The following is a 25,108-nucleotide window of genomic DNA, read 5'->3' on the forward strand; positions in this document are numbered from 1 at the left end:
ATCTTAAGAAATTGCACAAATGAATTTAACCATTGAAAACATACTATTAGTAGGATCTATACTCCTTTTTATAAGTATTATTGTTGGTAAAACCTCCTATAAATTTGGAGTACCAACTTTAATACTTTTTTTAGCTATCGGAATGATGGCTGGTTCTGAAGGTATTGGAGGTATCCGTTTCGACGATCCTAAAATGGCACAATTTATAGGTATTGTTTCGCTTAACTTTATTTTGTTTTCTGGTGGTTTAGACACCAATTTTAAAGCCATAAAACCAATCCTTAAAGAAGGGCTTGTTTTATCCACCGTAGGTGTTTTACTCACAGCACTTTCCTTAGGTACTTTTGTTTGGTATGTAACAGATTTCACAATTTATGAAAGTTTGCTATTAGGTTCTATTGTATCTTCTACAGACGCAGCCGCCGTATTTTCTATTCTACGATCTAAAAACTTAGCATTAAAAAATAATTTAAGACAAACATTAGAGCTAGAAAGTGGTAGTAATGACCCAATGGCTTATGTATTAACATTGGCTTTTTTAACTTTAGTAATCAATCAAGATTTAAGTATTGCTTCTATAATACCCATGTTTTTACAACAAATGATCTTTGGCGGAATTGCTGGTTTTGGTTTTGGTAAATTAAGTAAGGTTATCATCAATAAAATTAAACTAGATTTTGAAGGTTTGTATCCTGTTTTAGTAATTGCACTTATGTTTATTACTTTTTCTGCCACAGATGCTGTTGGTGGAAACGGGTTTTTAGCCATTTATATTTGTGCTGTCTATTTAGGAAATCAAGATCTCATCCATAAAACAACTATTTTAAAAATGTTTGATGGTATGGCTTGGCTTATGCAAATTGTTTTATTCCTTACACTAGGTTTACTTGTTTTTCCATCAGAAATAACCCCATATATGGGTGTTGGAATCTTAATTTCTGTATTTTTAATTCTAGTTGCGAGACCAATAGGCGTTTTTATCAGTTTAATGTTCTTTAAAATGAAACTTCGTAGACGACTGTATATTTCTTGGGTTGGCTTGCGTGGTGCTGTACCAATTGTGTTTGCTACATATCCGCTTTTAGCGGGAATAGACAAAGCCAATATCATTTTTAATATTGTGTTTTTTATATCGGTAACCTCTATTTTAATTCAAGGTACTACATTGTCTCTTTTTTCTAAATGGCTAAATGTTGCCTTGCCAGAAGAAACCAAACCGATTGCAGAAAACGAGCGATATATTTTAAATCTACCAAAATCTGCGATGAAAGAAATAGATATTCTTGCAGATAGTGATGCCGTTGATAAACGTATTATCGATTTACATTTTCCAAAATCGGCATTTATCAGTATGATAAAAAGAAACGGAAAATTTGTGCGTCCTGGAGGTACAACTGTTATACAAGCGAACGATACACTTGTGGTTTTATTAGATAATGAAGAAAGTCTAAAAGATGTTTACGAAGTTCTTAATAGAAAATAGTGAGTTTAAGATTGATAAAATTAGTAAATAAATAGACTTAAAACATGTTGACAACTACAGAACTAAAATTAAACTTTTTCTTTTGAATCTGTCGATTACATAAAAACTGGATATAGACGCTGTGTTTGTGGTTCTGATAATATTTATTACAAAATAAATGAAAATAGTGTAGAAATTATGGCAATAATTGGGAAACAAGATTTGAAAAAAATTCTATAATTTAATAATTACAATTGTAAACACCGCATAATAAAAATTACTAACTAGTGCTTTATCAAAAAAAAGTTGTTTATCTGAAAATACCTATTTCTTGCGGAAAATAGGCGTGCACTTTAAACGTAACTTTTCCATTAAAAATAACGTTGCCAACGAGTAATAAAAATCCGCTAATTATAAAATATTGAATATAAAAATGATAATTTTTGTATCTTTGATAAAATGCTTAATGATATGGATATTCAAACACGTAAAATAGAGTTCATACAAGATTTTCTTAAAATACAAAGTGAGGAGTTAATTTCTCGACTTGAAACTTTATTAAGAAAAGAAGATTCCCCATCAAATACAAATGAATTTGAACCAATGACTATTGAGGAATTCAAGAATAGAATTGACAAGTCTATGGAAGACTCTAAAAATGGAAAACTAATAAGCTCAAGTGACCTGAAAGCTAAAATCAATAAATGGAATTAACTGTTTTTTGGACTGAATTTAGCGAAAAGGAATTAGAAAGTATTTTTAAATATTATAAGGAAAAAGCAAACGTTACTGTTGCCAAAGAAATTATTTATGGAATTTACGAAGAAACTCTAAAACTAAAACAACAACCAAGAATTGGACAAGTTGAAGAATTTCTTAAACAACGAAAACAAGAATTTAGATATTTAGTTTATAAAAATTACAAAATAATTTATTGGATAAATAACAGTGAAAATCGAATTGAAATTAATGACGTTTTTGACACGAGACAAAATCCACCAAAATTAAAACGAACAAAATAAAACCAGTTGCCAACACCTTTTATATAAAATTTCTTCACAATCAAAATTAGTTACTTTTCTATAAACTTCTATTCCCTACAAACAACAACTTAGAAACAGTTTACTACAAAACCTAAATCAATATATAAAAAGCAATAGTCTCTTTTGCAATACCATTGCAACAATAAAGACTTATATTTGTGCCAATGAAAATTTTAACCTTCATACTAGCTTTCTATATTTTTGCACTCAACTTAACACCTTGTGCAGATTTTGTGGTGCCTAATGATATGGTTAAAACTGAAGTTTCACAAATTAATGACGACCATCAGCATCAAGACTTAGACTTATGTTCTCCTTTTTGCATTTGTCAATGTTGTCATGTAAACGCTTCTGATCTAGAAGTAGCTATCTTTAACATTAAATCTTCTAACATTTCTACACAAGATTTTTTCTATCGAAATGGCTCGGAAAAAGACTTTACTGCTTCAATTTTACAACCTCCAATAGGATAATTCAGTTTTTTAAGAGGATACTTATATCCAAACTTGAGTACTACACACTCATTTAATTTCGAATGATTCTAACTGGATTATATCGAGAAACCTCACTGAATTAAACCTTTTTTTATGATTAATAAAATCATTGATTTTTCAATCAATAACAAATTTATTGTTGGTTTGCTCACACTTACCATTATTGCAGCTGGTATTTGGAGCATGACCAAAATACCCATTGACGCTGTGCCAGATATTACCAACAACCAAGTACAAGTAATTACCCAAGCACCTAATTTAGGTACCGAAGATATTGAACAAATAATAACCTATCCGGTTGAAGTTGCCATGAGTAACTTACCAAATGTACAAGAAATTCGTTCTATTTCTCGCTTTGGCTTGTCTGTTGTTACCGTTGTTTTTGATGACGATATGGGCACGTATTTACCTCGTCAATTAGTAGCAGAAAAACTAAACGACATTAAAGCTCAAATTCCCGAAGGATTTGGAGAACCATCTATGGGCCCCATCTCTTCTGGTTTAGGAGAAATTTATCAATATACATTAAAAGTACAACCAGAATTTAAAGACAAATACTCTCTTACCGAGTTAAGAACCATGCAAGATTGGATTGTACAACGTCAAATGGCCATGGTAAAAGGTGTTGTAGAAGTAAACGCCATTGGCGGAAAAATAAAACAATATGAAGTTGCCGTAGACCCGAACGAGTTAAATGCAATTGGTTTAACCATTACCGATGTTTTTGAAGCATTGGAAGCGAATAATCAAAATACAGGAGGCGCTTATATCGAAAAAAATCATCAAGCAAATTTTATTCGTGGAGAAGGATTGGCAAGAAGTTTAGATGATATTAGACAGATTGTTATTAAAAACACCAATAACATTCCAATTACCATTGGCGATATTGCAACCGTTCAATATGGTGCTGCCATTCGTTATGGTGCACTAACCCAAGATGGAGAAGGCGAAGTTGTTGGCGGTTTGGTAATGATGCTTAAAGGCGCAAACTCGAACGAAGTTATAGAAAACGTAAAGTTAAGAATGGCTGAAATAGAAAAGTCGTTACCAGAAGGCGTTGTTATAGAACCTTTGTTAGATAGAAGTAAATTAATAAATGAAACTATCTCTACCGTTTCTAGCAACCTTGTGGAAGGCGCATTAATTGTTATTTTTGTGTTGATTTTCTTATTAGGTAATTGGCGAGGTGGTTTAATTGTAGCCTCTACAATTCCGTTGTCTTTGTTGTTTGCATTTATATTAATGAACGCTTTTGGCGTTTGGGCAAACCTTATGAGTTTGGGAGCCATCGATTTCGGAATTATTGTTGATGGTGCCGTAATTATTGTAGAAAGCACTGTTTTCTTAATTACATCACAAGTATTAAAAAAGAAAAGTTTATCATCAAAAGAACGTGATAAAATTGCATCTAAATCTTCTAAAAAAATGATGAATACTGCCTTTTTTGGTCAGTTGATTATTCTAATTGTTTTTCTACCAATTCTAGCCCTAGAAGGTATTGAAGGCAAAATGTTTAAACCAATGGCATTGACTTTTATTTTTGCCATGATTGGTGCCATGTTATTATGTTTAACCTATGTACCAATGATGTCTGCCTTAATTTTAAGAGCGCCAAAATCTGATGAAAAATCGTATGGAGACCGGTTTGTGCATTGGGCAGAACGCACTTATCAACCTTTATTAGAAAAAGCCTTAAAAAAAGGAAAATTGATTATTGGAGCATCAGTGGTTTTATTCGGAATTACAGTTTTTATGTTTTCTAAAATGGGTGGCGAATTTATACCGCAACTAGATGAAGGTGATATAGCTTTTCATGCTATTTTAAAACCCGGAAGTTCTTTATCAGAAACCATTGAAACCACCACTAAAATTGAGCAAATTGTAAAAGCAGAATTCCCAGAGGTTAAAAAAATTGTAAGTCGTATTGGTGTTGCCGAAATTCCAACTGATCCAATGCCAATGGATATTGCAGATGTTTTTGTAATTCTAAAACCTAAAGAAGAATGGACAACCGCAACCTCTAAAGATGAGTTAATTGATAAAATGAAAGAAGCTGTTGAAATGATTCCTGGTGTAAATTACGAATTTACACAACCTATGGAAATGCGTTTTAACGAATTACTAGAAGGTGTTAGAGAAGATATTGCTATAAAAATTTATGGTGAAGACCTCGATATTCTTTCTCAAAAAGCAGCAGAAATATCTAAAATTATTGCGGGTACAGAAGGCATTGGAGATATGAAAGCAGAGGCAACAACCGGATTGCCACAAATAACTATTACCTATAACAGAAATAAATTAGCACAATACGGATTGCAAATAAACATGTTAAACCAAATTGTACAATCTGCTTTTGCAGGAGGAACTGCAGGTATTATTTTTGAAGGTGAAAAACGCTTCGATTTAGTAGTAAGATTAAATACTGAAAACAGAAAAGATATTTCAGACGTGCAAAACTTGTTTATCAACTTGCCTTCTGGAGTGCAAATTCCTTTGCGTGAAGTTGCCGATGTGAGTTATAAATCGGGTCCGATGCAAATTAGTAGAGACAACACCAATAGAAGAACCTATGTTGGTATTAATGTTAGAGGTAGGGATGTAAAATCTTTGGTAGAAGAAATCAAAGTAAAACTAGACGCAAAGTTAACATTGCCCGCAGGTTATTTTATCCGCTATGGCGGTGCTTTTGAGAATTTAGAACGTGCCAGTAATCGTTTGCAAACTGTTGTTCCGCTTGCGCTCTTACTTATTTTTGTATTGATTTATTTTGCGTTAAAATCACTACCACAAACGTTAATGATTTACTTCGCAATACCAATGGCAACGATTGGTGGTGTTTTTGCTTTATGGTTTAGAGACATGCCGTTTAGTATTTCTGCAGGTGTTGGTTTTATTGTACTCTTTGGGGTTGCCGTTTTAAACGGACTGGTAATGATTAGCGGCCTAAATGAACTAAAAGAAGAAGGCGTTACCAATTTAAAAGACCGAATTATTGAAGGCACAAAAAGACGAATCAGACCAATTATGTTAACCGCTTTTACAGATGTTTTAGGTTTTTTACCAATGGCAATTTCAGCATCTGCAGGCGCAGAAGTGCAAAGACCTTTAGCAACCGTTGTTATTGGTGGTTTATTGACCGCTACCCTATTAACTTTATTTGTTTTACCTATTTTATATCATTGGGTAGAAAATAAAACTTTTAATTTTAAGATGAAAAAAAAACTCATTATAACTCCGGCTATTTTAATTTTTATGTTCCAATTGCCAATTGTTGGTAATGCACAAGAACCTGCAGATAAATTACCTGTTATTTCTATTCAGGATGCGGTTATGTTATCAAAAGAAAACTACCCGAGTTTAAAACAACGTCAGTTAGAAATAGAGAAACAACAACTTTTAAAAAGTACTGCTTATGATTTTGGCACCACTCAGATTTACACAAGTGGAGAAGAAATAAAGAGTGGTTCTGGTGTGTATACAACTATCGGTTTAGGACAATCTAATATTGATGTATTTGGAATTTCATCAAAATTAAAGTTACAAAAACAACGGATTCAATTGGCAGAAAAAGCATTTCAGCTTTCTGAACTAGATTTAGAATTAGAAGTTAAAAAAGCTTGGTCTAACGTTTTTAAAACCAAAAGGAATTATAGTCTATACAAAGAATTGGATTCTATTTATGATAATTTTGAAAAATCTGTCGCTTTAAATTATGAAGTAGAGGCTATTTCTAAATTAGAATATTTAGCCGCTAAAAACCAACGTTTACAAATTCAGAATAAAAAAACACAAGCGTATAGTGCGTATGTTATAGCCTTGCAACAATTTAATTTATGGTTTGTTTCTGATGATTTCTTTACGGTTCCAAATAAATTCGAAGATCTCAATACCATAGATATCAATACATTTAATACTGCATCTCATCCTTTATATGGCTTATCTAAATTGCAAGTTGCAGAAGCAGAAGCTAATTATAAAGTTGCAAAAGCAGAAAGTTTACCAAAATTCAACCTTCAAGGTGGTTTGCAAAAAGTAGGTAACAGTTCTGGTTTTTATACCTATCAAGCAGGTGTTACCATTCCTTTTTTATCAGGAAATACCAAAGCACAAATTAAAACAGCCAAAATAGATAAAGAGATTGCAGAAGCTAATGTAGAATTTCAGAAAAAAGAAGTACAGTCTAAATTGTTTCAAGCAAAAGAAAACTATCTAAAATGGAAAACTTCGTGGTTGTTTTACAAAGAGGAAGTTTTACCGCTAACATCAGTACAAAAAACAGGCGCATTATTTGCTTACAAAGAAGGAGAAATTGATTATACCACTTTTACGCAACTTATAAAAGAGGCAATTCAATCGGAATTAGAAGCACAAGACTCATTTATCAATTATCTAGAAAGTACTTTCGAATTACAATATTTTAAAAATTAAGAAAATGAAAAATACCATATATAACATCATAACAATAGTCGTATTCGCTACTTTTTTAACATCATGCAGACATAAAGAAGGCGATGGACATGCTCACTATAAAGAAGTTAAAACAGCCGTAAAACAAGAGGAGCAAGCTAAAAAAATTGAAGAAGCAATGCTTTCTACACAACAGTACGAAGCTTTAAAAATGGAAGTAGCCACTATCACCAAAAGACAAATGAGTGGTTATGTGGAAGCGAACGGAACCTTAGAAGTTCCGCCACAAAACGAAGCAGCAATTACTTCGGTTGTTGGTGCTAATGTGGTTTCTATAGAAGTGATTGAAGGAGATAAGGTAAAGAAAGGTCAGGTGGTGGCTTACTTATCACACCCGAATATCATAAGCATGCAAACTGAATATTTAAATGCTTACAGTAATCGTAATTTCTTGCAAAAAGGATTTGAACGTCAACAAAAATTATACAAAGCTGGCGTTGGTTCTGGAGCTAATTTTCAAAAAGCAGCAGCGGTATACGAAGCTTCAAAAGCATTCGTAAACGGATTGGGAGCGCAATTAAAATTATTGAATATTAATACCTCGTTGGTAAAAAATGGAACCATTTTTCAACGAATTGCATTGCGAACTCCTATTGAAGGTTTTGTACAAAACGTGAACGTAAAAATGGGACAATATGTCGATCCACAAACAGCATTGTTCGAAATTGTAGACACGCATCACGTGCATGCAGATTTAATGGTTTTTGAAAAAGATGTGTACAAAGTAAAAAAAGGTCAAAAAATAACGTTTGATGTTCAGTCGATTCCGAATCAAGAATTAACGGCAGAAATTTATTCGGTAAGTAAAACTTTTGAAGAAAACCCAAAGGCAGTTCACGTTCATGCAGAGATAGAAAACAAAGCTGGTAATTTAATTCCAGGAATGTATATTAAAGGAAGAATTCAGGTTGACAATATACAAACAACTGCATTTCCAGAAAGTGCAATTATAAAAGAAGGTGATCGTTTTTATATCTTTACAACAGAAAAAGAAAATGATGCTTGGAGCTTTAAACCGGTAGAAGTTATTCCTGGTGAAAAAGATGGAAAATGGATTGCCGTAACATTTCTAACAGAAATAGACCCAACCACAAAATTTGCTTATAACAATGCGTATTACCTTATAGCAGAAATGAAAAAAGGAGATGCAGAACACTCACATTAACCATGCAAACCATAGAACAATTTTTAGAATTAAACAATATACGTGTTACTGCAATGCGCTTGCTTATTTACAAATTTCTTACTAAAAAACAAGTTGCTGTTACCTTAACAGATATTGAAAATGCTTTCGAAAAAGCAGATAGAACCACTTTATACAGAACAATTAAAACGTTTGAAGAAAAAGCAATTGTGCATCAAATTGATGATGGAACTGGTACTATAAAATATGCCCTTTGTGAACAAGGGTGTACTTGTGAAATTGGCACTGATTTGCACTTACATTTTCATTGTAACCACTGTAATGAAACCGTTTGCTTAACAGATCTTAAAATTCCACAAATAAAAGTGCCCGATGGTTTTATTTCGGAAAATATCAACCTAGTTGTAAAAGGTATTTGCGACAAATGTAGCGGACAATAAATGCACTTCCGTTGCATTCAGTTTTAAGGTAAATTTGAAGTCTATAATCATAAATACATAATGTTATGACTTTTAATTTTAAAATAACCAAATACTTAAAATCAGTTTATGAAATTGAGTATCTATTGTATAAAAAGGCCATGAATGACCAAAGTCTAGAATTGGCTTGGAATCATTTAGAAAGGTTACATATTATTGGACAGTCTTATCCTTTTGAACACACGTATTCTCATTGGTTAATGTTGAATTTTGGGTTTCGTCAGAAAAACGTAAAAGAGGTTTTGGGTCAGATTATTCGATTATTAGGAGGTGGATGGAAATCTTTTATCAATCACATTCCTAAAGGTAACACAGGTGGAGCAAATGTACATCCGCTAAAAGTAATGGAACTACCAGAAGACCTTAAAATAATATTGAAGTCCGATAAAAAGTAACTTATGAAAAAGAAGCTAAATTTAAGAGATATAAAATCAAGTTTTAAAAAAGAGCATCATCATGATGATGGCCATAATCACGATGGAGAGTCGGGTGGATTTAAAGCCTACATTCCGGCAATTGTAAGTTTTACAATGCTGATGATTGGTATTGCCTTCGATTTTTTTGATATTTCTTTTTTTAAAGATTGGCTACGTATTATTTGGTACGGAATTGCTTATCTACCTGTTGGGCTACCTGTAATTAAAGAAGGTTCTCAAAGCATTAAAAAAGGTGCCATTTTTACTGAGTTTTTCTTAATGTCTATTGCTACTGTTGGCGCTTTTGTTATTGGCGAATATCCGGAAGGTGTTGCGGTAATGTTATTTTATGCTGTTGGTGAATTGTTTCAAAGTGCTGCAGTTAATAGCGCAAAAGGAAACATCAAAGCATTGTTAGATGTTCGTCCTAAAGAAGCCAATGTTTTTAGAAATGGCAACATCGAAAGCGTAACTCCTGAAGAGGTTGGTATTGGAGAGAAAATTCAGGTTCGAGTAGGAGAAAAAATCCCGTTAGATGGAATTTTAATTTCAGCAAAAGCATCATTAAATACTGCCGCATTAACCGGAGAAAGCAAACCAAATACTATTGTAAAAGGCGATACTGTATTTGCTGGAAGTATTAATTTAGAAAACGTAATTGAAGTTGAAGTAACCAAAGAATTTAAAGATAGTTCTATTGCTAGAATCTTAGATTTGGTAGAAAATGCGACAGCTCGAAAATCTAAAACGGAGTTATTTATCAGAAAATTTGCACGAATTTATACGCCAATTGTGGTGTATCTTGCAATAGCAGTAACCTTATTACCCTACTTTTTTGTTGATAATTATGTGTTTGCAGATTGGTTATATAAAGCCTTAATATTCTTGGTAATTTCTTGTCCTTGTGCTTTGGTGATTTCTATTCCGTTAGGTTATTTTGGCGGATTAGGAGCAGCTTCTAAAAACGGAATCTTATTTAAAGGTGCTTCTTTTTTAGACACCATGACCAAAATAAATACGTTGGTTCTAGACAAAACAGGAACCGTGACGAAAGGTGTTTTTAAAATTAAAAACATTAAAACGATTGGTTGGGAAGAAAAGGAATTTATGAAATACCTCTTTGCCATAGAAGAACAATCTACACACCCAATTGCCAAAGCTATTTTAGAATATAAAGCAGGTGCTACACATTTTAAAGCAACTGAAGTCACTGAAATTGCAGGAAAAGGTTTAAAAGGAATCGTGAATGGAAAAACTGTTTTAGTTGGTAACAAAGCTTTAATGATGGCTAATAAAATTGAAGTTCCTCAAGAAGTTGAAACCATTGTAGAATCGATTGTTTTAGTTTCCATTGATAAAATATTTGCTGGCTATGTTGTTATTGCAGATGAATTAAAAGACGATGCAAAACAAACCATTATCAACCTACATAAAATCGGTATTGAAAACATTATAATGCTTTCTGGTGATAAAGATTCTATTACTCAAAAAATAGCATCAGAATTAGGTATTAAAATCGCCAAAGGCGGATTATTACCAGAAGACAAATTACATGAAGTAGAACTTTTAAAGCAAAATACTGCAAATAAAATTGCTTTTATAGGTGATGGAATTAATGATGCACCTGTTTTAGCTGCAAGTGATGTTGGTATTGCAATGGGCGGTTTAGGTAGTGATGTGGCTATTGAAACTGCAGATGTTATTATACAGACAGATCAACCCTCTAAAATTGTAAAAGCGATAAAAATAAGTCGTGCTACTCGTAAAATTATATGGCAAAATATAGCACTCGCTTTTGGTGTAAAATTAGTTGTAATGATTTTAGGAACTTTGGGATTAGCAACCATGTGGGGAGCTGTTTTTGCTGATGTAGGCGTAGCTTTATTAGCTATTTTAAATGCTGTTAGGTTACAAAAAATGCAGTACGATTAAGCATCGTAATTACTTATAAAAACAAGATAAAGGACACTATCCTAAAAACTGTGTAAGTTCAAAAAATCAGGGTTAACTTATTTATAGTTTAATCCTGTTTTCAAATATAGCTAAAAATTGGTTTAGAATAATTCCCCAATTTCTAATTGGCATTTTCCATTTTTTAGTGCTTTCTCTTACTGCTAAATATACAGATTTCATCACTGCATCATCAGTTGGAAAAGAGAGTTTATTTTTGGTGTATTTTCTAATTTTTCCGTTTAGATTTTCTATTAAATTTGTGGTATAAATAATAGTTCTAATTTCCACTGGAAAATCAAAGAATACGGTAAGTTCATCCCAGTTATTCTCCCAACTTCTAATGGCGTAAGAATATTTAGATTCCCATTTGGTTTTAAAGTCTTTTAAGGCAGCTCTTGCAGCTTCTTTTGTTGGAGCTGTATAGATTTGTTTCATATCTTTTGTAAAGGCTTTTTTATCTTTCCAAACAACATAGCGACAAGAGTTTCTAATTTGATGAACTACACAAATTTGAGTAGTTGAATTCGGGAAAATGGTTTTTATAGTGTCTGTAAAACCGTTTAAATTATCGGTTGCAGTAATCAGTATATCTTGAGTTCCTCTGGCTTTTATATCAGTTAAAACACTCATCCAGAAAGCAGAAGATTCATTTTTACCCAACCACAAACCTAAAACTTCTTTTTTGCCATCTGTTCTAAGCCCAACAGCAATGTAAATGGTTTTGTTAATTACTTTAGAGTTTTCTCGTACTTTAAAAACAATTCCATCCATCCAAACAATTAAATAAGTAGTCTCTAATGGTCTATTTTTCCAAGCGATAACATCAGTGGTGATAGCGTCAGTTATTCTTGAAATTGTGGAAGTAGATACATTAAAAATTATAGAGTTCTCGGATTTGTTCTTCGATATCAATATTGCTCATCCCTTTGGCATACAATGAGATAATAACATTTTCGACACCATCCGCAGTACTTTGTCTTTTCTTTATAATCATTGGATTAAAAGAACTATTACGATCTCTTGGCACTTGTATTTCTGTCTACCCTAAAGTAGTTTTTAGCTTCTTTTTAGTGTAGCCATTTCGTAAGTTATTTGCTTTACTTTTTTGATGTTTATCATAATCTAAATGAGCATCGAGTTCGCCTTCTAAAATCTTTTCAACTCCTCGTTTGTGAAGTTGTTCGATGAAGCTGGTTAGCTCTGATCCGTTGTTAAATTGTTTTAAAAAATCATCGTTTAATAAATCTTCTGGTCTCATAAGTATATAAAATTTAAAGTTAATAAAAATAAAAAACTCAGGATTTGAACAATCCTGAGTTTTTAAAACTTACACACTTTATGAGACAGTGCCAGATAAAGCCTCACTTAAACTGAAATGATTTCAACTTAAGTGAGGCTTTTTAACTTATTTACTCTTTAAGCAAGACTACTCTTCACTTCCCCAAGGAGCAGTTGGAGTTTCTATTTCTTTAGTTACATCAAACTTTACAGAAAAATATCTACCAGAACCTATTCTTCTTAAATTGTAGGTGAAACTTGTAGTATCTAATGTTACCCACCAAACATTAGTCGCAGCAGCAGGAATTAAATTTGTTGTTTGTTTATCCGCAGGAAAAACTTGAAGATTAAACAACCCAACATTCGAGCTCATACCTCCATATTGTGTAATCTTATATTCTGATCCATCTTTGTGCCTATGATCGTGTTTTAACTGAATCAAATTATCTTTACCCATTGTAAAAACCCATGTTCTAGATTTGTCTTCACCAACAAAAAAAGGAATTCTAATGGTATCATCTTCACAAGAACGAACATGCATAACCAATTTCTCTCCAGTAAATCCATCTCCTTCTTTACCTCCTTCAACAATTGTTCCTTGGTAAGACTTACCACAATGTTCTTTTAAAGAATTCCAAAATACTACTGAATTTGGTACCTCTTGCGCTATTAATGGCATTGAAAACAATAACAGCATACCTAATATCTTTTTCATGATTTTTAAATAATAATTCAGAGGTCAGTATTTAAATTCATATCTTTAAAGTCAATAAATAGAGTATTATTATGAATATATTTAAAGGACAAAATCTTCTAGAGTTTGCTGATCGGTTTAAAACGGATGAAGATTGCAAGAAATACTTGGCAGATATTAAATGGAAAGATGGATTTCAATGTGTTAAATGTGGTCATAACAAGGCTCAAATAAGAAAAGATTTTTCACGTACATGTAATATTTGTTCTCATCAAGAATCATCTACCTCAAACACACTTTTTCACAAGGTAAAGTTTGGTGTTAGAAAAGCTTTTTTTATTGTTTTTGAAATGAGTACAAGTACTAAAAGCCTTTCTGCTAGTTATGTTGCAGTTCGTTTTAGCGTAACAGAAAAGACAGCCCGTTTATTTATGCTCAAAATTAGAGAAGCAATGGAAAGTAGTGGAAATAGTCCTATGACTGGTATTGTTCATGTAGATGAATTTGTTTTGGGTGGACGAGAAAAAGACAAAGTAGGAAGAAGTTATAATGCTAAGAAAAAGAAAGCTATAACTGCTGTTGAACTAACTCAAGATGGAAAAGTTAAAAGAATGTATGCCATGAGAATCGAAGATTTTTCAGCTAGTTCTTTGCAATATATTTTTGTGAATCATATCAGTCGAAAAGCTAAAGTGATAACCGACAAATGGAGAGGTTACAGGCCTATTGCTAAAGTTTATAATATTACTCAAATAGAAAGTAATGGTGGTATGAATTTTAAAGCACTTCATACAATGATTCATCAAGTGAAATCTTGGATAAGAACAACGTATTCTTGGGTTAGTGACTTTAATCTAAATAGATATTTTAATGAATTTTGTTTTAGAATTAATCGATCACAAAGTAAAGCAACAATATTCAATAACTTAATAACTAAAATGGTTGAAAAGGAGAAAGTAGAACATCACAAAATTATATGTAACTAACTACTGACCTCTATAATAATTATTTAAAGATACATTTTATCACAAAAAAAACGCCTCATTTTCATGAGGCGTTTTTTTTGTGATAAAACTACTTATTTAGCAGCTTCTAAAACCGCTTGCACTTTATCAGCAGCTTCTTGAAATTCTGTAGCAGAAATAATTTCCATTCCAGAATTATCAATTAATTCTTTTGCTTCTTTAGCATTTGTACCTTGTAATCTACAAATAATTGGCACATTAATTTTGTCTCCCATACTTTTGTAAGCATCTACAACACCTTGTGCAACTCTGTCACAACGTACAATACCTCCAAAAATATTTACTAAAATTGCTTTTACATTCGGGTCTTTTAAGATAATTCCGAAAGCTGTTTCAACTCTAGCAGCGTCTGCAGTACCACCAACGTCTAAAAAGTTAGCAGGCTCTCCTCCAGATTCTTTAATTAAATCCATAGTTCCCATTGCTAAACCAGCTCCGTTTACCATACAACCAACATTTCCATCTAAATCTACATAGTTTAAACCTGCAGCTTTAGCTTCTACTTCAATTGGGTTTTCTTCACGTAAATCGCGCATTGCGGCATAATCTCTGTGTCTGTATAATGCATTTTCATCTAAAGAAACTTTAGCGTCTACAGCCATTATTTTAGAATCAGATGTTTTTAAAACAGGATTAATTTCAAACATAGAAGAATCAGAACCAATGTATGCTTTGTATAAATTAGTAACAAATTTTGTCATTTCTTTAAAAGCAACACCAGATAAACCTAAATTAAAAGCAACTTTACGTGCTTGAAAAGGCATGATACCTAATAAAGGATCTATTTCTTCTGTAAAAATTAAGTGCGGAGTTTCTTCTGCAACTGTTTCAATATCCATTCCACCTTCTGTAGAATACATAATCATATTTTTACCAGTAGCTCTGTTTAACAATACAGACATATAATATTCATCTGGCTCAGAATCTCCAGGATAATATACATCCTCACAAATTAAAACTTGATTTACTTTTTTACCTTCTGCAGAAGTTTGCGGTGTTACCAACATCATACCAATAATATCATTGGCAATACTTTCTACTTCAGCTAAGTTTTTTGCCAACTTAACTCCTCCACCTTTTCCACGTCCACCTGCATGAACTTGTGCTTTAATAACATGCCAACCGGTACCAGTTTCTGCAGTTAATTGTTTTGCTGCATCTACAGCCTCTTTATGGTTGCTTGCAACAATTCCACGTTGAATTCTAACGCCAAAACTGCTCAAAATTTCTTTTCCTTGATATTCGTGTAAGTTCATTTGTAAAATTTTATTAACGGTTTCAAAAATACAAATTCATATATAAAAAGGTGCATCTTTTCAATTAAAAAAAATCTTAAATAAATATATCAATTTTTCATTAAGAAAATTTCAACAATTTATTCAATAAATATCAAAGATACAAGTGCTCTAAACTTGTCTATTTAATAGATTAGAACAAACTTAAAATATTTTTAATTATACTTATTGCTTGTTAACCTATTGTAGTTTTTGATAAAACTTTGTCAATTACAGTGAATCATATTACTGAAATTGGTATCTAGAATCCAATTTTAAATTACGAAATTGTTCTCGATATCATTTTTCGTACCTCAGAATCACTCGAACTGAGATTTTAGAATTAAAAAGGTAAAAAAGCAGAATAGGTGTTAGTTAGAAAACGGATATTCTTCATTTATAAGGATATCCGTTTTTTTTTGATCAAAATACAAGTCTTTTTTATACATTCGTTACAAAGTTTTTAAGTATGATAATAGGTAAAAACATTCACAAATATTATGGGGATGTAGAAGTTTTAAAAGGAGTAGATTTACACATAAAAAAAGGAGAAATTGTTGCTATTGTTGGTCCATCTGGAGCAGGAAAAACAACCTTACTTCAAATTTTAGGTACTTTAGACAAACCTAAAAAGAATGAAAATTTCGAATTAAAATTAAACAATGTTTCTCTTAAAAACTTAGCAGACAAAGAACTGTCTTCGTTTAGAAACAAACATATTGGTTTTATTTTTCAATTTCATCAATTACTACCAGAATTTACCGCTTTAGAAAACGTTTGTATACCTGCATTTATTGCTAAAAAGCCAAAACAGGAAACGGAAAAAAGAGCGAATGAAATTCTTAATTTCTTAGGTTTATCTCATAGAATAAGCCATAAACCAAACGAACTTTCTGGAGGAGAACAACAAAGAGTAGCCGTTGCTAGAGCCTTAATTAACAAGCCTTCAGTTATTTTAGCTGATGAACCTAGTGGTAATTTAGATAGTGAATCTGCAAAGAATTTACATGAGCTATTTTTTAAACTACGTGATGAATTTGGACAAACCTTTGTTATTATTACACATAACGAAGAATTAGCCAATATGGCGGATAGAAAACTAACTATGATTGATGGTAAAATAGTAGAAAAAAACTAATTTTTTATGACTCAAAAAGAACTAAAAGAGTTTTTAGATGAAAAAGTAATTCTGTATAACAACCCAAAGTTTATTGAGTCTGACCCGATACAAATACCACATTTATTTTCTAAAAAAGAAGATATTGAAATTGCCGCTTTTTTAGCTGCAACCATTTCTTGGGGTAACAGAACCATGATTATTAGAAACGCAACTAAGATGATGGATCTTTTTGATAATGCTCCTTTTGATTTTGTAATGAATCATAAAGAAAGCGATTTATCATCTCTTGACGGTTTTGTACACAGAACTTTTAATGCAATCGACCTACAACAATTTGTTACGTCTTTAAAACACATTTACACCAACCATAAAGGATTAGAAAATGTCTTATTAGTAAATGAAAAAGAGACCGATTATAAGAACGCAATTCATCATTTAAAAGACGTTTTTTTTGAAGTTGATCATCAACAAAGAACACAAAAACACATTTCTGATCCGCTAAAAAATTCGGCTGCAAAAAGGATAAATATGTTCTTACGATGGATGGTTAGAGACGACCATAAAGGAGTTGATTTCGGACTTTGGAAAACACATAAACCTGCAAATTTATCTTGTCCTTTAGATGTACATTCTGGCAATGTTGCACGTAAATTAAAACTGCTTTTAAGAAAACAAAATGACTGGAAAGCACTTTCTGAATTGGATAAAAATTTAAGAAAACTAGACAAAAACGATCCTGTAAAATATGATTTCGCTTTGTTTGGATTAGGTGTTTTTGAGAAATTTTAACCCCAATATCACCTACAAAAAAAAAAGGAAACTGCAACAAATTAACCCCTTTTAAAATGTACTTTAAAACTTTCTACAGATGTTCTTATTCACACTTTAAATAGCTAAACAACACTTTAATTTCAAAAGATTATCTTACACCTTTCAAAGACAAATTTATAAAACAAACTATTTTTAAATCACATAGAAATTCCATAAATGCAATTTAAGAATCCAGAAATATTATACTTTTTAGCACTGTTAATCATCCCTATAATAGTGCATCTTTTTCAACTACAAAAATTTGTAAAAGTGCCTTTTACAAACGTTGCCTTTTTACAGAAACTAGTACAACAAACACGTAAGAGTTCTCGCATAAAAAAGTGGCTAATTTTAGCCACAAGAATGCTTTTATTTACCGCTCTAATTTTTGCTTTTTCTCAACCTTATTTCAGCAACAAAACAGCAAACAAAAAACAACATAATTATATCTATCTAGACAATTCTTTAAGTACAAATACTAAAGAAAAAAAAGGAAATTTACTACAAATAGCAGCGCAAGAAATTATAGAAAATGTATCAGAAAAAGATGTATATTCGTTGCAAACAAATTCTGAGTTCTACGATAAAATCACCAAAAAAGAACTAAAAAAAGTCTTACTACAAACAAAAGAAACTTCAAAAAAAGTAGATTTACCTACCGTTTTACTAAAATTTAACAACAACAAAAAAAATAAAACTAAAGATTTAAGTAAAACAATATTAATATCTGATTTTCAGAATACTTACATAAACGAGTTTACAAATGTAACACCCTCGTTTTCGGCTATAAAACTAACAGCAGCCATAAAAAACAACATTTCTATTGATAGTGTTTTTATCAACAATACAAATGCAACTAATTTCACTTTAAATGTTCTTGTAAAAAACCAAGGAGCCTCACAAAAAAATATTCCGATTGCTATTTACAATGATCAGAAATTAATTAGTAAACTCACCTCCTCTTTTGAAAAAGACTCTCAAAAAAATATTGAATTTAAAATTCAAAATCAGCAAGAATTTAATGGAAAAATAGTCATCACTTTTAGCGATGCTTTTTCGTTTGACAACACCTTTTATTTTACGTTTAAAAACGATCAAAAAATCAATATTTTATCGATAGGTAAACAGGCAGAATTTCTTTCTAAAATTTACACAGAAAATGAATTTAATCTCACACAAACCACAGCGCAAAACATCAACTATAATTCCGTTTTAAAACAACAATTAATTGTACTGAATGAAGTAGAAAATTTCTCTGAAATTTTATCAAAAAAGATTATTGAATTTTCTAAAAACGGAGGAAGTGTTGTAATCATTCCAAATAAAAATTTGAATATTGACTCTTATAATTCTTTGCTTCAAAATTTAAATTCAGGAAAAATTACTCCTAAAAAAATAGACAATTTAAAGATTACAAACATCAATTATAAACACCCCATTTTTAAGAATGTGTTTTCTAAAAAAGTAACCAATTTTCAAAATCCAACGGTTCAAAATTACTTTCCTATTTCATCAAAAAAAACCAGTACAATAATTTCTTTTGAAAATAATATTCCGTTTATTTCTCAAATTACAAATAACAAAAATAACCTCTTTTGGGTTGCAAGTTCTTTGGATAAAAAAAACAGCAATTTTATAAATTCTCCACTCATAGTTCCGGTGTTTTATAACTTTGGAAAATGGAGTTTTAGGCACCCAAAATTATTCTATAGAATTGCTACAGAAAACAAAATTGACATTGAAACAGCTATCGAAAAAGACAAGGTTTTAAGAATTGCTAATGCTGTAAATTCTTTTATTCCTTTACAACAAAAATTTCAAAATAAAGTACGCATTACTACCAAAGAGCAACCTTTAAAATCTGGTTTTTACAGCATCCTAAAAGGTGTCGATACTATTCAAAAATTAGCCTTTAATTATCCAAAAGAAGAAAGCTTACTAAATTTTATGGATATAAGTGAGCTACAAAAAACAAACAAAAACATTACTATTTCTAATTCAATTGCAGATGTTTTTAAAGAAATCAACAAAAAAAATGAAGTTCATTGGCTTTGGAAATGGTTTTTATCGTTGGCAATTGTATCTTTGCTTTTAGAAATTTTGATTTTAAAATTCTATAAACCATGACTACGCTTTTAAAATCGGCAACGATTATAGACTCTTCAAGCCCATATCATCATCAAAAAAAAGACATTTTAATTACCAACGGAATCATTGAGAAAATAGACGATTCTATAGAAAACAATAATTATAAAGTGGTAACACTAGATAATTTACATGTTTCTTGCGGATGGTTTGATACGAGTGTTTCTTTTGGAGAACCCGGTTTTGAAGAAAGAGAAAACATTAAAAACGGATTAAATGTTGCTGCAAAAAGCGGATTTACAGCAGTGGCAGTAAATGCCAACTCTAATCCCGTAATAGACAACAAGGCAGCTGTTGAATTTTTAATACACAAGGCAGCTGGATTTGCTACCAACCTATACCCTATTGCTGCGCTAACACAAAATAGCGAAGGGATAGACATGGCTGAATTATACGACATGCAACAATCTGGCGCCATTGCCTTTGCCGATTACAACCAACCAGTGGCAAACGATAATTTGATGAAAATTGCACTTTTGTACGCGCAAAATTTTAACGGATTAGTTTTTAGTTTTCCTAAAAACAATTCTATTGCCGGGGAAGGTATTGCTAATGAAGGTATTAATAGTACAAAATTAGGTCTAAAAGGAAGTCCTGCTTTAGCAGAACACATACAAATTGCAAGAGATTTATTTTTATTAGAATATACAGGAGGAAAACTACACATTCCAACAATTTCTACAACAAAATCTGTAGAACTAATTGCAGCTGCAAAAAAGAAAGGATTGCAAGTTACCTGTAGTGTTTCTGTACATCATTTAACCTTATCTGACGATGAATTACATGGTTTTGACAGTAACTATAAGGTAAACCCTCCTTTAAGAACCAAAGCTGACGTAAAAAGCTTACAAAAAGGAATTAAATCTGGAGTTATAGACATTATTACTTCTGACCACAACCCGATAGATATCGAACACAAAAAACTAGAGTTTAGTGAAGCTAAAGACGGAACTATAGGTTTAGAAAGTGCTTTTGGCGCCATCAATTCGGTTTTAGGTTTAGAAGATTTTATAGAAAACATCACACAAAACCCTAGAACTATTTTTGGGTTAGAGCATCATTCTATAAAAGAAAACAACAAAGCAGAAATTACTTTATTTAACCCAGAAAGTAACTATACATTTACAAAGGAACATATTTTATCAACATCAAAAAACAGTGCATTTCTTGATAAGAAGTTAAAAGGAAAAGCATACGGCATATATGCTAATAATCAATTAATACTAAATTAAAAACTATGGAAAACCAAACAGTAAATGAAGGAAAAACAATGGCAATTATCAGTCATTTATGGATAATTGGATTAATCATCGCTTTTTTTATGAACAACAGCAAAAAGAATTCTTTTGCTAGCTTTTATATCAAACAAATGATTGGCTTAAACTTAATTCAACTTTTAAATGGATGGATTATTTATAAATTTGTTGGAATGACAGCGGGTTCTATTGTTGGTATTCTTTTATTAGTTTTATGGGTTATTTCACTTATCGGAGCTGTTAAAGGAGAAGAAAAAACGATTCCTGTAGTTGGAGATCAGTTTCAAGAATGGTTTAAAAACATATAAGCACAACAAAATAAGCATACAAAATGAGCGATTTACATTATCTGGTAAGACAACCAAAAACACCTACAGAAAACCCACCTTTACTGGTTTTACTACATGGATACGGAAGTAACGAACAAGATTTATTTTCTTTTGCAGAAGAATTACCAGATAATTTATTAATAGTTAGTGCACAAGCTCCTTACGCAATGGGCGCTGGGGGTTACGCATGGTATGCTATAAATTTTGATGATAAAAATGGTAAATTCTCAGACTTAGAACAAGCCAAAGAATCTATTGATAAAATTGCTCTTTTTATTGACCAAATAAAAGTAAAATACAACACAAACCCAGATAAAACTTTTTTATTAGGTTTTAGTCAGGGTGCTATATTAAGTTATTCTTTAAGCTTCTTTTATCCTAATAAAGTACAAAATGTAATTGCTTTAAGCGGTTATATTAATACAGAATTATTACCAACTATTATTTCTAAAGATATTATAACCAATTATTACTGTTCTCACGGAACGGTAGACCAAGTTTTACCTATAGAATGGGCTAGAAAAAGCAAGCCTTTTTTAGATAATTTAGGTTTTAATAATGAGTACTCAGAATACCCTGTTGGACACGGTGTAGCACCACAAAACTTTTACAGTTTTAAAACTTGGATTGAAGAACGATTGTAGGTTTTATTAAAACTTAAAAAATATCTTATTACTTTGTTAAAAGTTAATAAGATTTTTTTTTGCTTTAAAAATTAACGCCAATAAAGGAAAAACCTAAAACCTATACCTGAATATATTAACTCTTGTAAAAAAAGAACTGAGCTAACTTTATACGTTATTAATTTCTTCTAGAACGTTTTCCACCACCACCTTTTCTACCTTGAACATTCATTTTTTGCCCCGCAAAACTTCCAAATTTATAAACAAAGGTTAGCATAAAATATTGTTCTAAAATTTTATTTTCAACATCTTGAATGTAGGTTTCTGTTACCGATCTTCTATACCCATTATTTTTTCCAAGCATATCATAAGCAACTAATGATAAAGTTGCTTGATTATCCCATAACTCAACCCCTAAACCTGCATTCCAAAAAATGGCATCACCATCAAACTCATCTCCCACTCTACTATTATAACGGTAAGAAACCTTATTAGATAAGAATGCATTTTTAAGAAAAAACACGTTAGTATCTACATCTACATTCTGAACAAAATAGTTATTATCATTAAACACATCTGTATCATACACATTTTTATTTTTAGAATAACTGTAGGTTGTATTTACATCAACCTTATTATCATAAGAATATCTAAAAGAAAACGAAGGTTTTAAAACTGTTGTTTTTGCAGCAAATTTTATATCGTTTTGAATAGACAAACTATTTTTATAACTCGCATTAAAACGCGCATTTAAATTAATGTTTGTCTTTCTGTTATAATAAGATTTAGAAATCGCAAAATTCCCTGTATATGAATAATCTCCATCTATATTACTATAGGTCGTGTATTTATTTAAATCGGCATCCGTAATCGTTGAATTAATTATTTTATCCTGAACAAATTGCGCTCTTACATTTCCAGAAATATTGATATTATTATAAGCCAAATTATTTTGATATTGAAAACGGATATTATGGCTTACTCCGGGATCTAAAAGAGGATTACCTACCACAACATGCGTAATATTACTCACATTTTCTACAGGTTGTAATTGACTTACAGAGGGTAAATCTACATTCTGACTATAATTTAAACTAATATTCTTATATCCATTTTGATCTCTATAACGAATTCTACCTGAATACGTTAAATATTCAAAATCTGCCTTAAAATTACGATCCGTTACCAACGCATCTTTATAATTTCTAGATGTATTAATAAAAGCACCTTCAAACTCAAAACGAATTTCTTTATATTGATATCTTAACTTTAATGCAGGTTTTAATGTGGTTGTTACATATTTACTATCAGAACTTAAAACATCATTAAAATCATTATAATCTGTTGTGTTTTCATCAAAATCGTAAATATAGTTTTCATTTTTTTGAGAATTTATCGTTGCACTATAACTAGGCATCAACCTAAAATTAGTAAACAATTCTTTACTCCAAAAAGCATTCAAATAAATAGTACTACTATTGCTATCTGAAGTATTTATCTGATCTTGCGTAATGGTTTCATTACGATTGATAAGCGTATTTTCTGAATATTTTTGACTATCTGATGCTCCTTTTGCAAAAGTTGTATTTAAGTTAAACTTTAAATAGTCACTTTTATTATTTAAAAGAGAAGTTACACTAAACTGATTTTTTAACTCATTGTTAGAAAATGTAGCCTCTTTTTTAGAATTATAATCACTCACTAAATCGCCATTTGTATAATACGACTCTCTATCCTCTACTGAGCCAGATTCTCCATTAGAACTTTTAAAATCTATTTCGTTAGACAACTGTACCTTTCTTTTCGAATTATTATTTTTAGGTTTTATCAGAAATTTTAAATCGGCTCCTGCAGTATGACTCTCTGAATCTGAAAAACTTTTACTATTAGAATCTGTAATATAATTGAAATCTGGTAAAAAGGTTTCTCTATGACTTTCTTGTTCAAAATCTCTATCTTGCGAACTATACCTATAATTACCATTTACCCTTGTTTCATTCCACTTTCCTTTTGTATAATTTGCACCAATAAAATCAGACTCAATATACCCATTACTCGTATCAGTATCTGGCAAGGAATTAAATCCCCTTGATAAATTTATATTGTTCGTTCCGGCAATAACACCTATTTGCTTTCCTTCTATTAATTTAAAAATATTGGCATTTACTTGATATTTATCATCAGTACCATACCCTAATTTAACATCGCCAAAAGTGGCTCTATTTTTACCTTTTTTAATTTTTAAATTAATTTCTTTAGTTCCAGAATCAGATTCTTCTCCCGTAAATTTCTGATTATCCGTTTTATAATCTGTAACCTGTACCTTACTAATTACATTACTAGGTAGATTTTTTAAAGCAATATCTCCATTCTTTTCACCAAAAAACCTCATTCCATCTACATTTATAGCCTCTACCTCTATCCCATTTACAGTAATGTTTCCATCTATATCGATATCTACACCTGGTAATTTCTTTAATAAATCTTCTGCCTTAGCATTTGGCAAGGTTTTAAAACTATCGGCATTATATTCTACGGTATCTTTTTTAATGATAACCGGAGGAGCTCTTGCTATAATTGTAATAACATCTAACTCTTCTATTAGATTATCTAGTACAATCTGCCCCATATTTAATTCACTGCCAGACGGTACATTTATATCTTTTATATAAGGCTCATAACCTAATGAAGCAATGTTAAATATAATTTTAGAATCTTCTCCAGAATTAACTCGTAAAGAAAATTCCCCTCTTTTATTTGTAATACCATAAGCAATAGGAATACTATCTTTTATGCTCTGTAAATATACCGTTGCCCCATTTAATGGAGCAGCATCTTGATCTTTAAGAACACCTTCTAAGGTAAATATCTGGGCAAATAATGATGAAGAAATAAATAACGAGAAAATTAGTAGTAGTTTTTTCAATTTCTATAGCTTTAATTTTGTTCAATTTTGACATAAAATTCCTTTTTAAGTTTAAATCACTAAACGTTAAATAAAAGTTAAAATTATTTTTTTCTTAAAGAACTATCATCCTAAAACACCTCATTTTAAAACACTAAATTCATCAAAAACTATAGATACAATTAAACTAT

Annotated in this window: 19 protein-coding genes and 1 pseudogene; 16 read left to right on the forward strand and 4 right to left on the reverse strand. The window is 31.1% G+C overall.

Annotated features, from left to right (window positions below):
• Positions 1–19: 19 nt before the first annotated feature.
• The 9 genes from GQR92_RS04910 (at position 20) to GQR92_RS04950 (ending at position 11,437) form a co-directional block, all read left to right on the forward strand.
• Complete coding sequence (locus GQR92_RS04910; protein WP_158838065.1) at positions 20–1,483, forward strand: potassium/proton antiporter; 1,464 nt, start codon at positions 20–22, stop codon at positions 1,481–1,483.
• Between the two features lie 450 nt (positions 1,484–1,933).
• Positions 1,934–2,176, forward strand: coding sequence for a hypothetical protein (locus GQR92_RS04915; RefSeq protein ID WP_158838066.1), 243 nt, complete (start codon positions 1,934–1,936; stop codon positions 2,174–2,176).
• Positions 2,167–2,484 carry a type II toxin-antitoxin system RelE/ParE family toxin gene (locus tag GQR92_RS04920; RefSeq protein WP_158838067.1) on the forward strand — a complete coding sequence of 106 codons (318 nt, stop codon included), beginning with the start codon at positions 2,167–2,169 and terminating at the stop codon, positions 2,482–2,484. The genes GQR92_RS04915 and GQR92_RS04920 overlap by 10 nt, the downstream gene beginning before the upstream one ends.
• A gap of 185 nt (positions 2,485–2,669) precedes the next feature.
• Positions 2,670–2,978, forward strand: a complete 309-nt coding sequence (locus GQR92_RS04925; protein ID WP_158838068.1) for a DUF6660 family protein — start codon at positions 2,670–2,672, stop codon at positions 2,976–2,978.
• Between the two features lie 114 nt (positions 2,979–3,092).
• A complete protein-coding gene (locus GQR92_RS04930; protein WP_158838069.1) occupies positions 3,093–7,427 on the forward strand; it encodes a CusA/CzcA family heavy metal efflux RND transporter in 4,335 nt (1,444 codons plus the stop codon).
• 4 nt (positions 7,428–7,431) lie between these two features.
• Positions 7,432–8,631, forward strand: coding sequence for an efflux RND transporter periplasmic adaptor subunit (locus GQR92_RS04935; protein ID WP_158838070.1), 1,200 nt, complete (start codon positions 7,432–7,434; stop codon positions 8,629–8,631).
• A 2-nt stretch (positions 8,632–8,633) separates the two neighbouring features.
• Entirely contained in the window at positions 8,634–9,050 is a 417-nt protein-coding gene (locus GQR92_RS04940) for a Fur family transcriptional regulator (RefSeq protein WP_158838071.1), read from the forward strand.
• A 65-nt stretch (positions 9,051–9,115) separates the two neighbouring features.
• Positions 9,116–9,484: a DUF3703 domain-containing protein gene (locus GQR92_RS04945; protein ID WP_158838072.1), complete on the forward strand. Its 369-nt coding sequence runs from the start codon at positions 9,116–9,118 to the stop codon at positions 9,482–9,484.
• Positions 9,485–9,487: 3 nt separating this feature from the next.
• Complete coding sequence (locus GQR92_RS04950; protein ID WP_158838073.1) at positions 9,488–11,437, forward strand: heavy metal translocating P-type ATPase; 1,950 nt, start codon at positions 9,488–9,490, stop codon at positions 11,435–11,437.
• Positions 11,438–11,518: 81 nt separating this feature from the next.
• Here GQR92_RS04950 and GQR92_RS04955 read toward each other — a convergent pair.
• Both GQR92_RS04955 and GQR92_RS04960 read right to left on the reverse strand, forming a co-directional pair.
• Positions 11,519–12,716: pseudogene (locus GQR92_RS04955) on the reverse strand (IS256 family transposase).
• 168 nt (positions 12,717–12,884) lie between these two features.
• Positions 12,885–13,451 (reverse strand): hypothetical protein, encoded by a 567-nt coding sequence (locus tag GQR92_RS04960; protein WP_158838074.1) that lies wholly within the window; start codon positions 13,449–13,451, stop codon positions 12,885–12,887.
• A 71-nt stretch (positions 13,452–13,522) separates the two neighbouring features.
• On the opposite strand from GQR92_RS04960, the gene GQR92_RS04965 reads away from it, so the two are divergent.
• Positions 13,523–14,416: an IS1595 family transposase gene (locus GQR92_RS04965; RefSeq protein ID WP_158838075.1), complete on the forward strand. Its 894-nt coding sequence runs from the start codon at positions 13,523–13,525 to the stop codon at positions 14,414–14,416.
• A 92-nt stretch (positions 14,417–14,508) separates the two neighbouring features.
• Here GQR92_RS04965 and sucC read toward each other — a convergent pair whose 3' ends face one another.
• Positions 14,509–15,711: an ADP-forming succinate--CoA ligase subunit beta gene (gene sucC / locus GQR92_RS04970; RefSeq protein WP_158838076.1), complete on the reverse strand. Its 1,203-nt coding sequence runs from the start codon at positions 15,709–15,711 to the stop codon at positions 14,509–14,511.
• Positions 15,712–16,198: 487 nt separating this feature from the next.
• Here sucC and GQR92_RS04975 point away from each other — a divergent pair, with 487 nt between their 5' ends.
• The 6 genes from GQR92_RS04975 (at position 16,199) to GQR92_RS05000 (ending at position 22,033) form a co-directional block, all read left to right on the forward strand.
• The gene (locus tag GQR92_RS04975; RefSeq protein WP_158838077.1) at positions 16,199–16,867 is read left to right on the forward strand and encodes an ABC transporter ATP-binding protein; all 669 of its coding nucleotides are present in this window, start codon (positions 16,199–16,201) and stop codon (positions 16,865–16,867) included.
• Positions 16,868–16,873: 6 nt separating this feature from the next.
• A complete protein-coding gene (locus GQR92_RS04980) occupies positions 16,874–17,638 on the forward strand; it encodes a TIGR02757 family protein (protein ID WP_158838078.1) in 765 nt (254 codons plus the stop codon).
• Positions 17,639–17,836: 198 nt separating this feature from the next.
• Positions 17,837–19,786 carry a BatA domain-containing protein gene (locus tag GQR92_RS04985; RefSeq protein ID WP_158838079.1) on the forward strand — a complete coding sequence of 650 codons (1,950 nt, stop codon included), beginning with the start codon at positions 17,837–17,839 and terminating at the stop codon, positions 19,784–19,786.
• Positions 19,783–21,036, forward strand: coding sequence for a dihydroorotase (locus tag GQR92_RS04990; RefSeq protein ID WP_158838080.1), 1,254 nt, complete (start codon positions 19,783–19,785; stop codon positions 21,034–21,036). Before GQR92_RS04985 ends, GQR92_RS04990 begins: the two co-directional genes overlap by 4 nt.
• 5 nt (positions 21,037–21,041) lie before the next feature.
• Positions 21,042–21,368 (forward strand): DUF4870 domain-containing protein, encoded by a 327-nt coding sequence (locus GQR92_RS04995; RefSeq protein ID WP_158838081.1) that lies wholly within the window; start codon positions 21,042–21,044, stop codon positions 21,366–21,368.
• Positions 21,369–21,391: 23 nt separating this feature from the next.
• Positions 21,392–22,033, forward strand: coding sequence for an alpha/beta hydrolase (locus GQR92_RS05000; protein ID WP_158838082.1), 642 nt, complete (start codon positions 21,392–21,394; stop codon positions 22,031–22,033).
• 157 nt (positions 22,034–22,190) lie between these two features.
• Here GQR92_RS05000 and GQR92_RS05005 read toward each other — a convergent pair whose 3' ends face one another.
• On the reverse strand, positions 22,191–24,938 hold the full coding sequence (locus GQR92_RS05005; protein WP_158838083.1) for an outer membrane beta-barrel protein: 2,748 nt from the start codon (positions 24,936–24,938) through the stop codon (positions 22,191–22,193).
• Positions 24,939–25,108: the final 170 nt, after the last annotated feature.

It is taken from the genome of Polaribacter sp. L3A8, assembly GCF_009796785.1.
Classification (GTDB): domain Bacteria; phylum Bacteroidota; class Bacteroidia; order Flavobacteriales; family Flavobacteriaceae; genus Polaribacter.

Coding starts and splice junctions, on each gene's coding strand:
- GQR92_RS04910 (WP_158838065.1), top strand. CDS start 20: ATGAATTTAACCATTGAAAACATACTATTAGTAGGATCTATACTCCTT.
- GQR92_RS04915 (WP_158838066.1), top strand. CDS start 1,934: ATGGATATTCAAACACGTAAAATAGAGTTCATACAAGATTTTCTTAAA.
- GQR92_RS04920 (WP_158838067.1), top strand. CDS start 2,167: ATGGAATTAACTGTTTTTTGGACTGAATTTAGCGAAAAGGAATTAGAA.
- GQR92_RS04925 (WP_158838068.1), top strand. CDS start 2,670: ATGAAAATTTTAACCTTCATACTAGCTTTCTATATTTTTGCACTCAAC.
- GQR92_RS04930 (WP_158838069.1), top strand. CDS start 3,093: ATGATTAATAAAATCATTGATTTTTCAATCAATAACAAATTTATTGTT.
- GQR92_RS04935 (WP_158838070.1), top strand. CDS start 7,432: ATGAAAAATACCATATATAACATCATAACAATAGTCGTATTCGCTACT.
- GQR92_RS04940 (WP_158838071.1), top strand. CDS start 8,634: ATGCAAACCATAGAACAATTTTTAGAATTAAACAATATACGTGTTACT.
- GQR92_RS04945 (WP_158838072.1), top strand. CDS start 9,116: ATGACTTTTAATTTTAAAATAACCAAATACTTAAAATCAGTTTATGAA.
- GQR92_RS04950 (WP_158838073.1), top strand. CDS start 9,488: ATGAAAAAGAAGCTAAATTTAAGAGATATAAAATCAAGTTTTAAAAAA.
- GQR92_RS04960 (WP_158838074.1), bottom strand. CDS start 13,451: ATGAAAAAGATATTAGGTATGCTGTTATTGTTTTCAATGCCATTAATA.
- GQR92_RS04965 (WP_158838075.1), top strand. CDS start 13,523: ATGAATATATTTAAAGGACAAAATCTTCTAGAGTTTGCTGATCGGTTT.
- sucC (WP_158838076.1), bottom strand. CDS start 15,711: ATGAACTTACACGAATATCAAGGAAAAGAAATTTTGAGCAGTTTTGGC.
- GQR92_RS04975 (WP_158838077.1), top strand. CDS start 16,199: ATGATAATAGGTAAAAACATTCACAAATATTATGGGGATGTAGAAGTT.
- GQR92_RS04980 (WP_158838078.1), top strand. CDS start 16,874: ATGACTCAAAAAGAACTAAAAGAGTTTTTAGATGAAAAAGTAATTCTG.
- GQR92_RS04985 (WP_158838079.1), top strand. CDS start 17,837: ATGCAATTTAAGAATCCAGAAATATTATACTTTTTAGCACTGTTAATC.
- GQR92_RS04990 (WP_158838080.1), top strand. CDS start 19,783: ATGACTACGCTTTTAAAATCGGCAACGATTATAGACTCTTCAAGCCCA.
- GQR92_RS04995 (WP_158838081.1), top strand. CDS start 21,042: ATGGAAAACCAAACAGTAAATGAAGGAAAAACAATGGCAATTATCAGT.
- GQR92_RS05000 (WP_158838082.1), top strand. CDS start 21,392: ATGAGCGATTTACATTATCTGGTAAGACAACCAAAAACACCTACAGAA.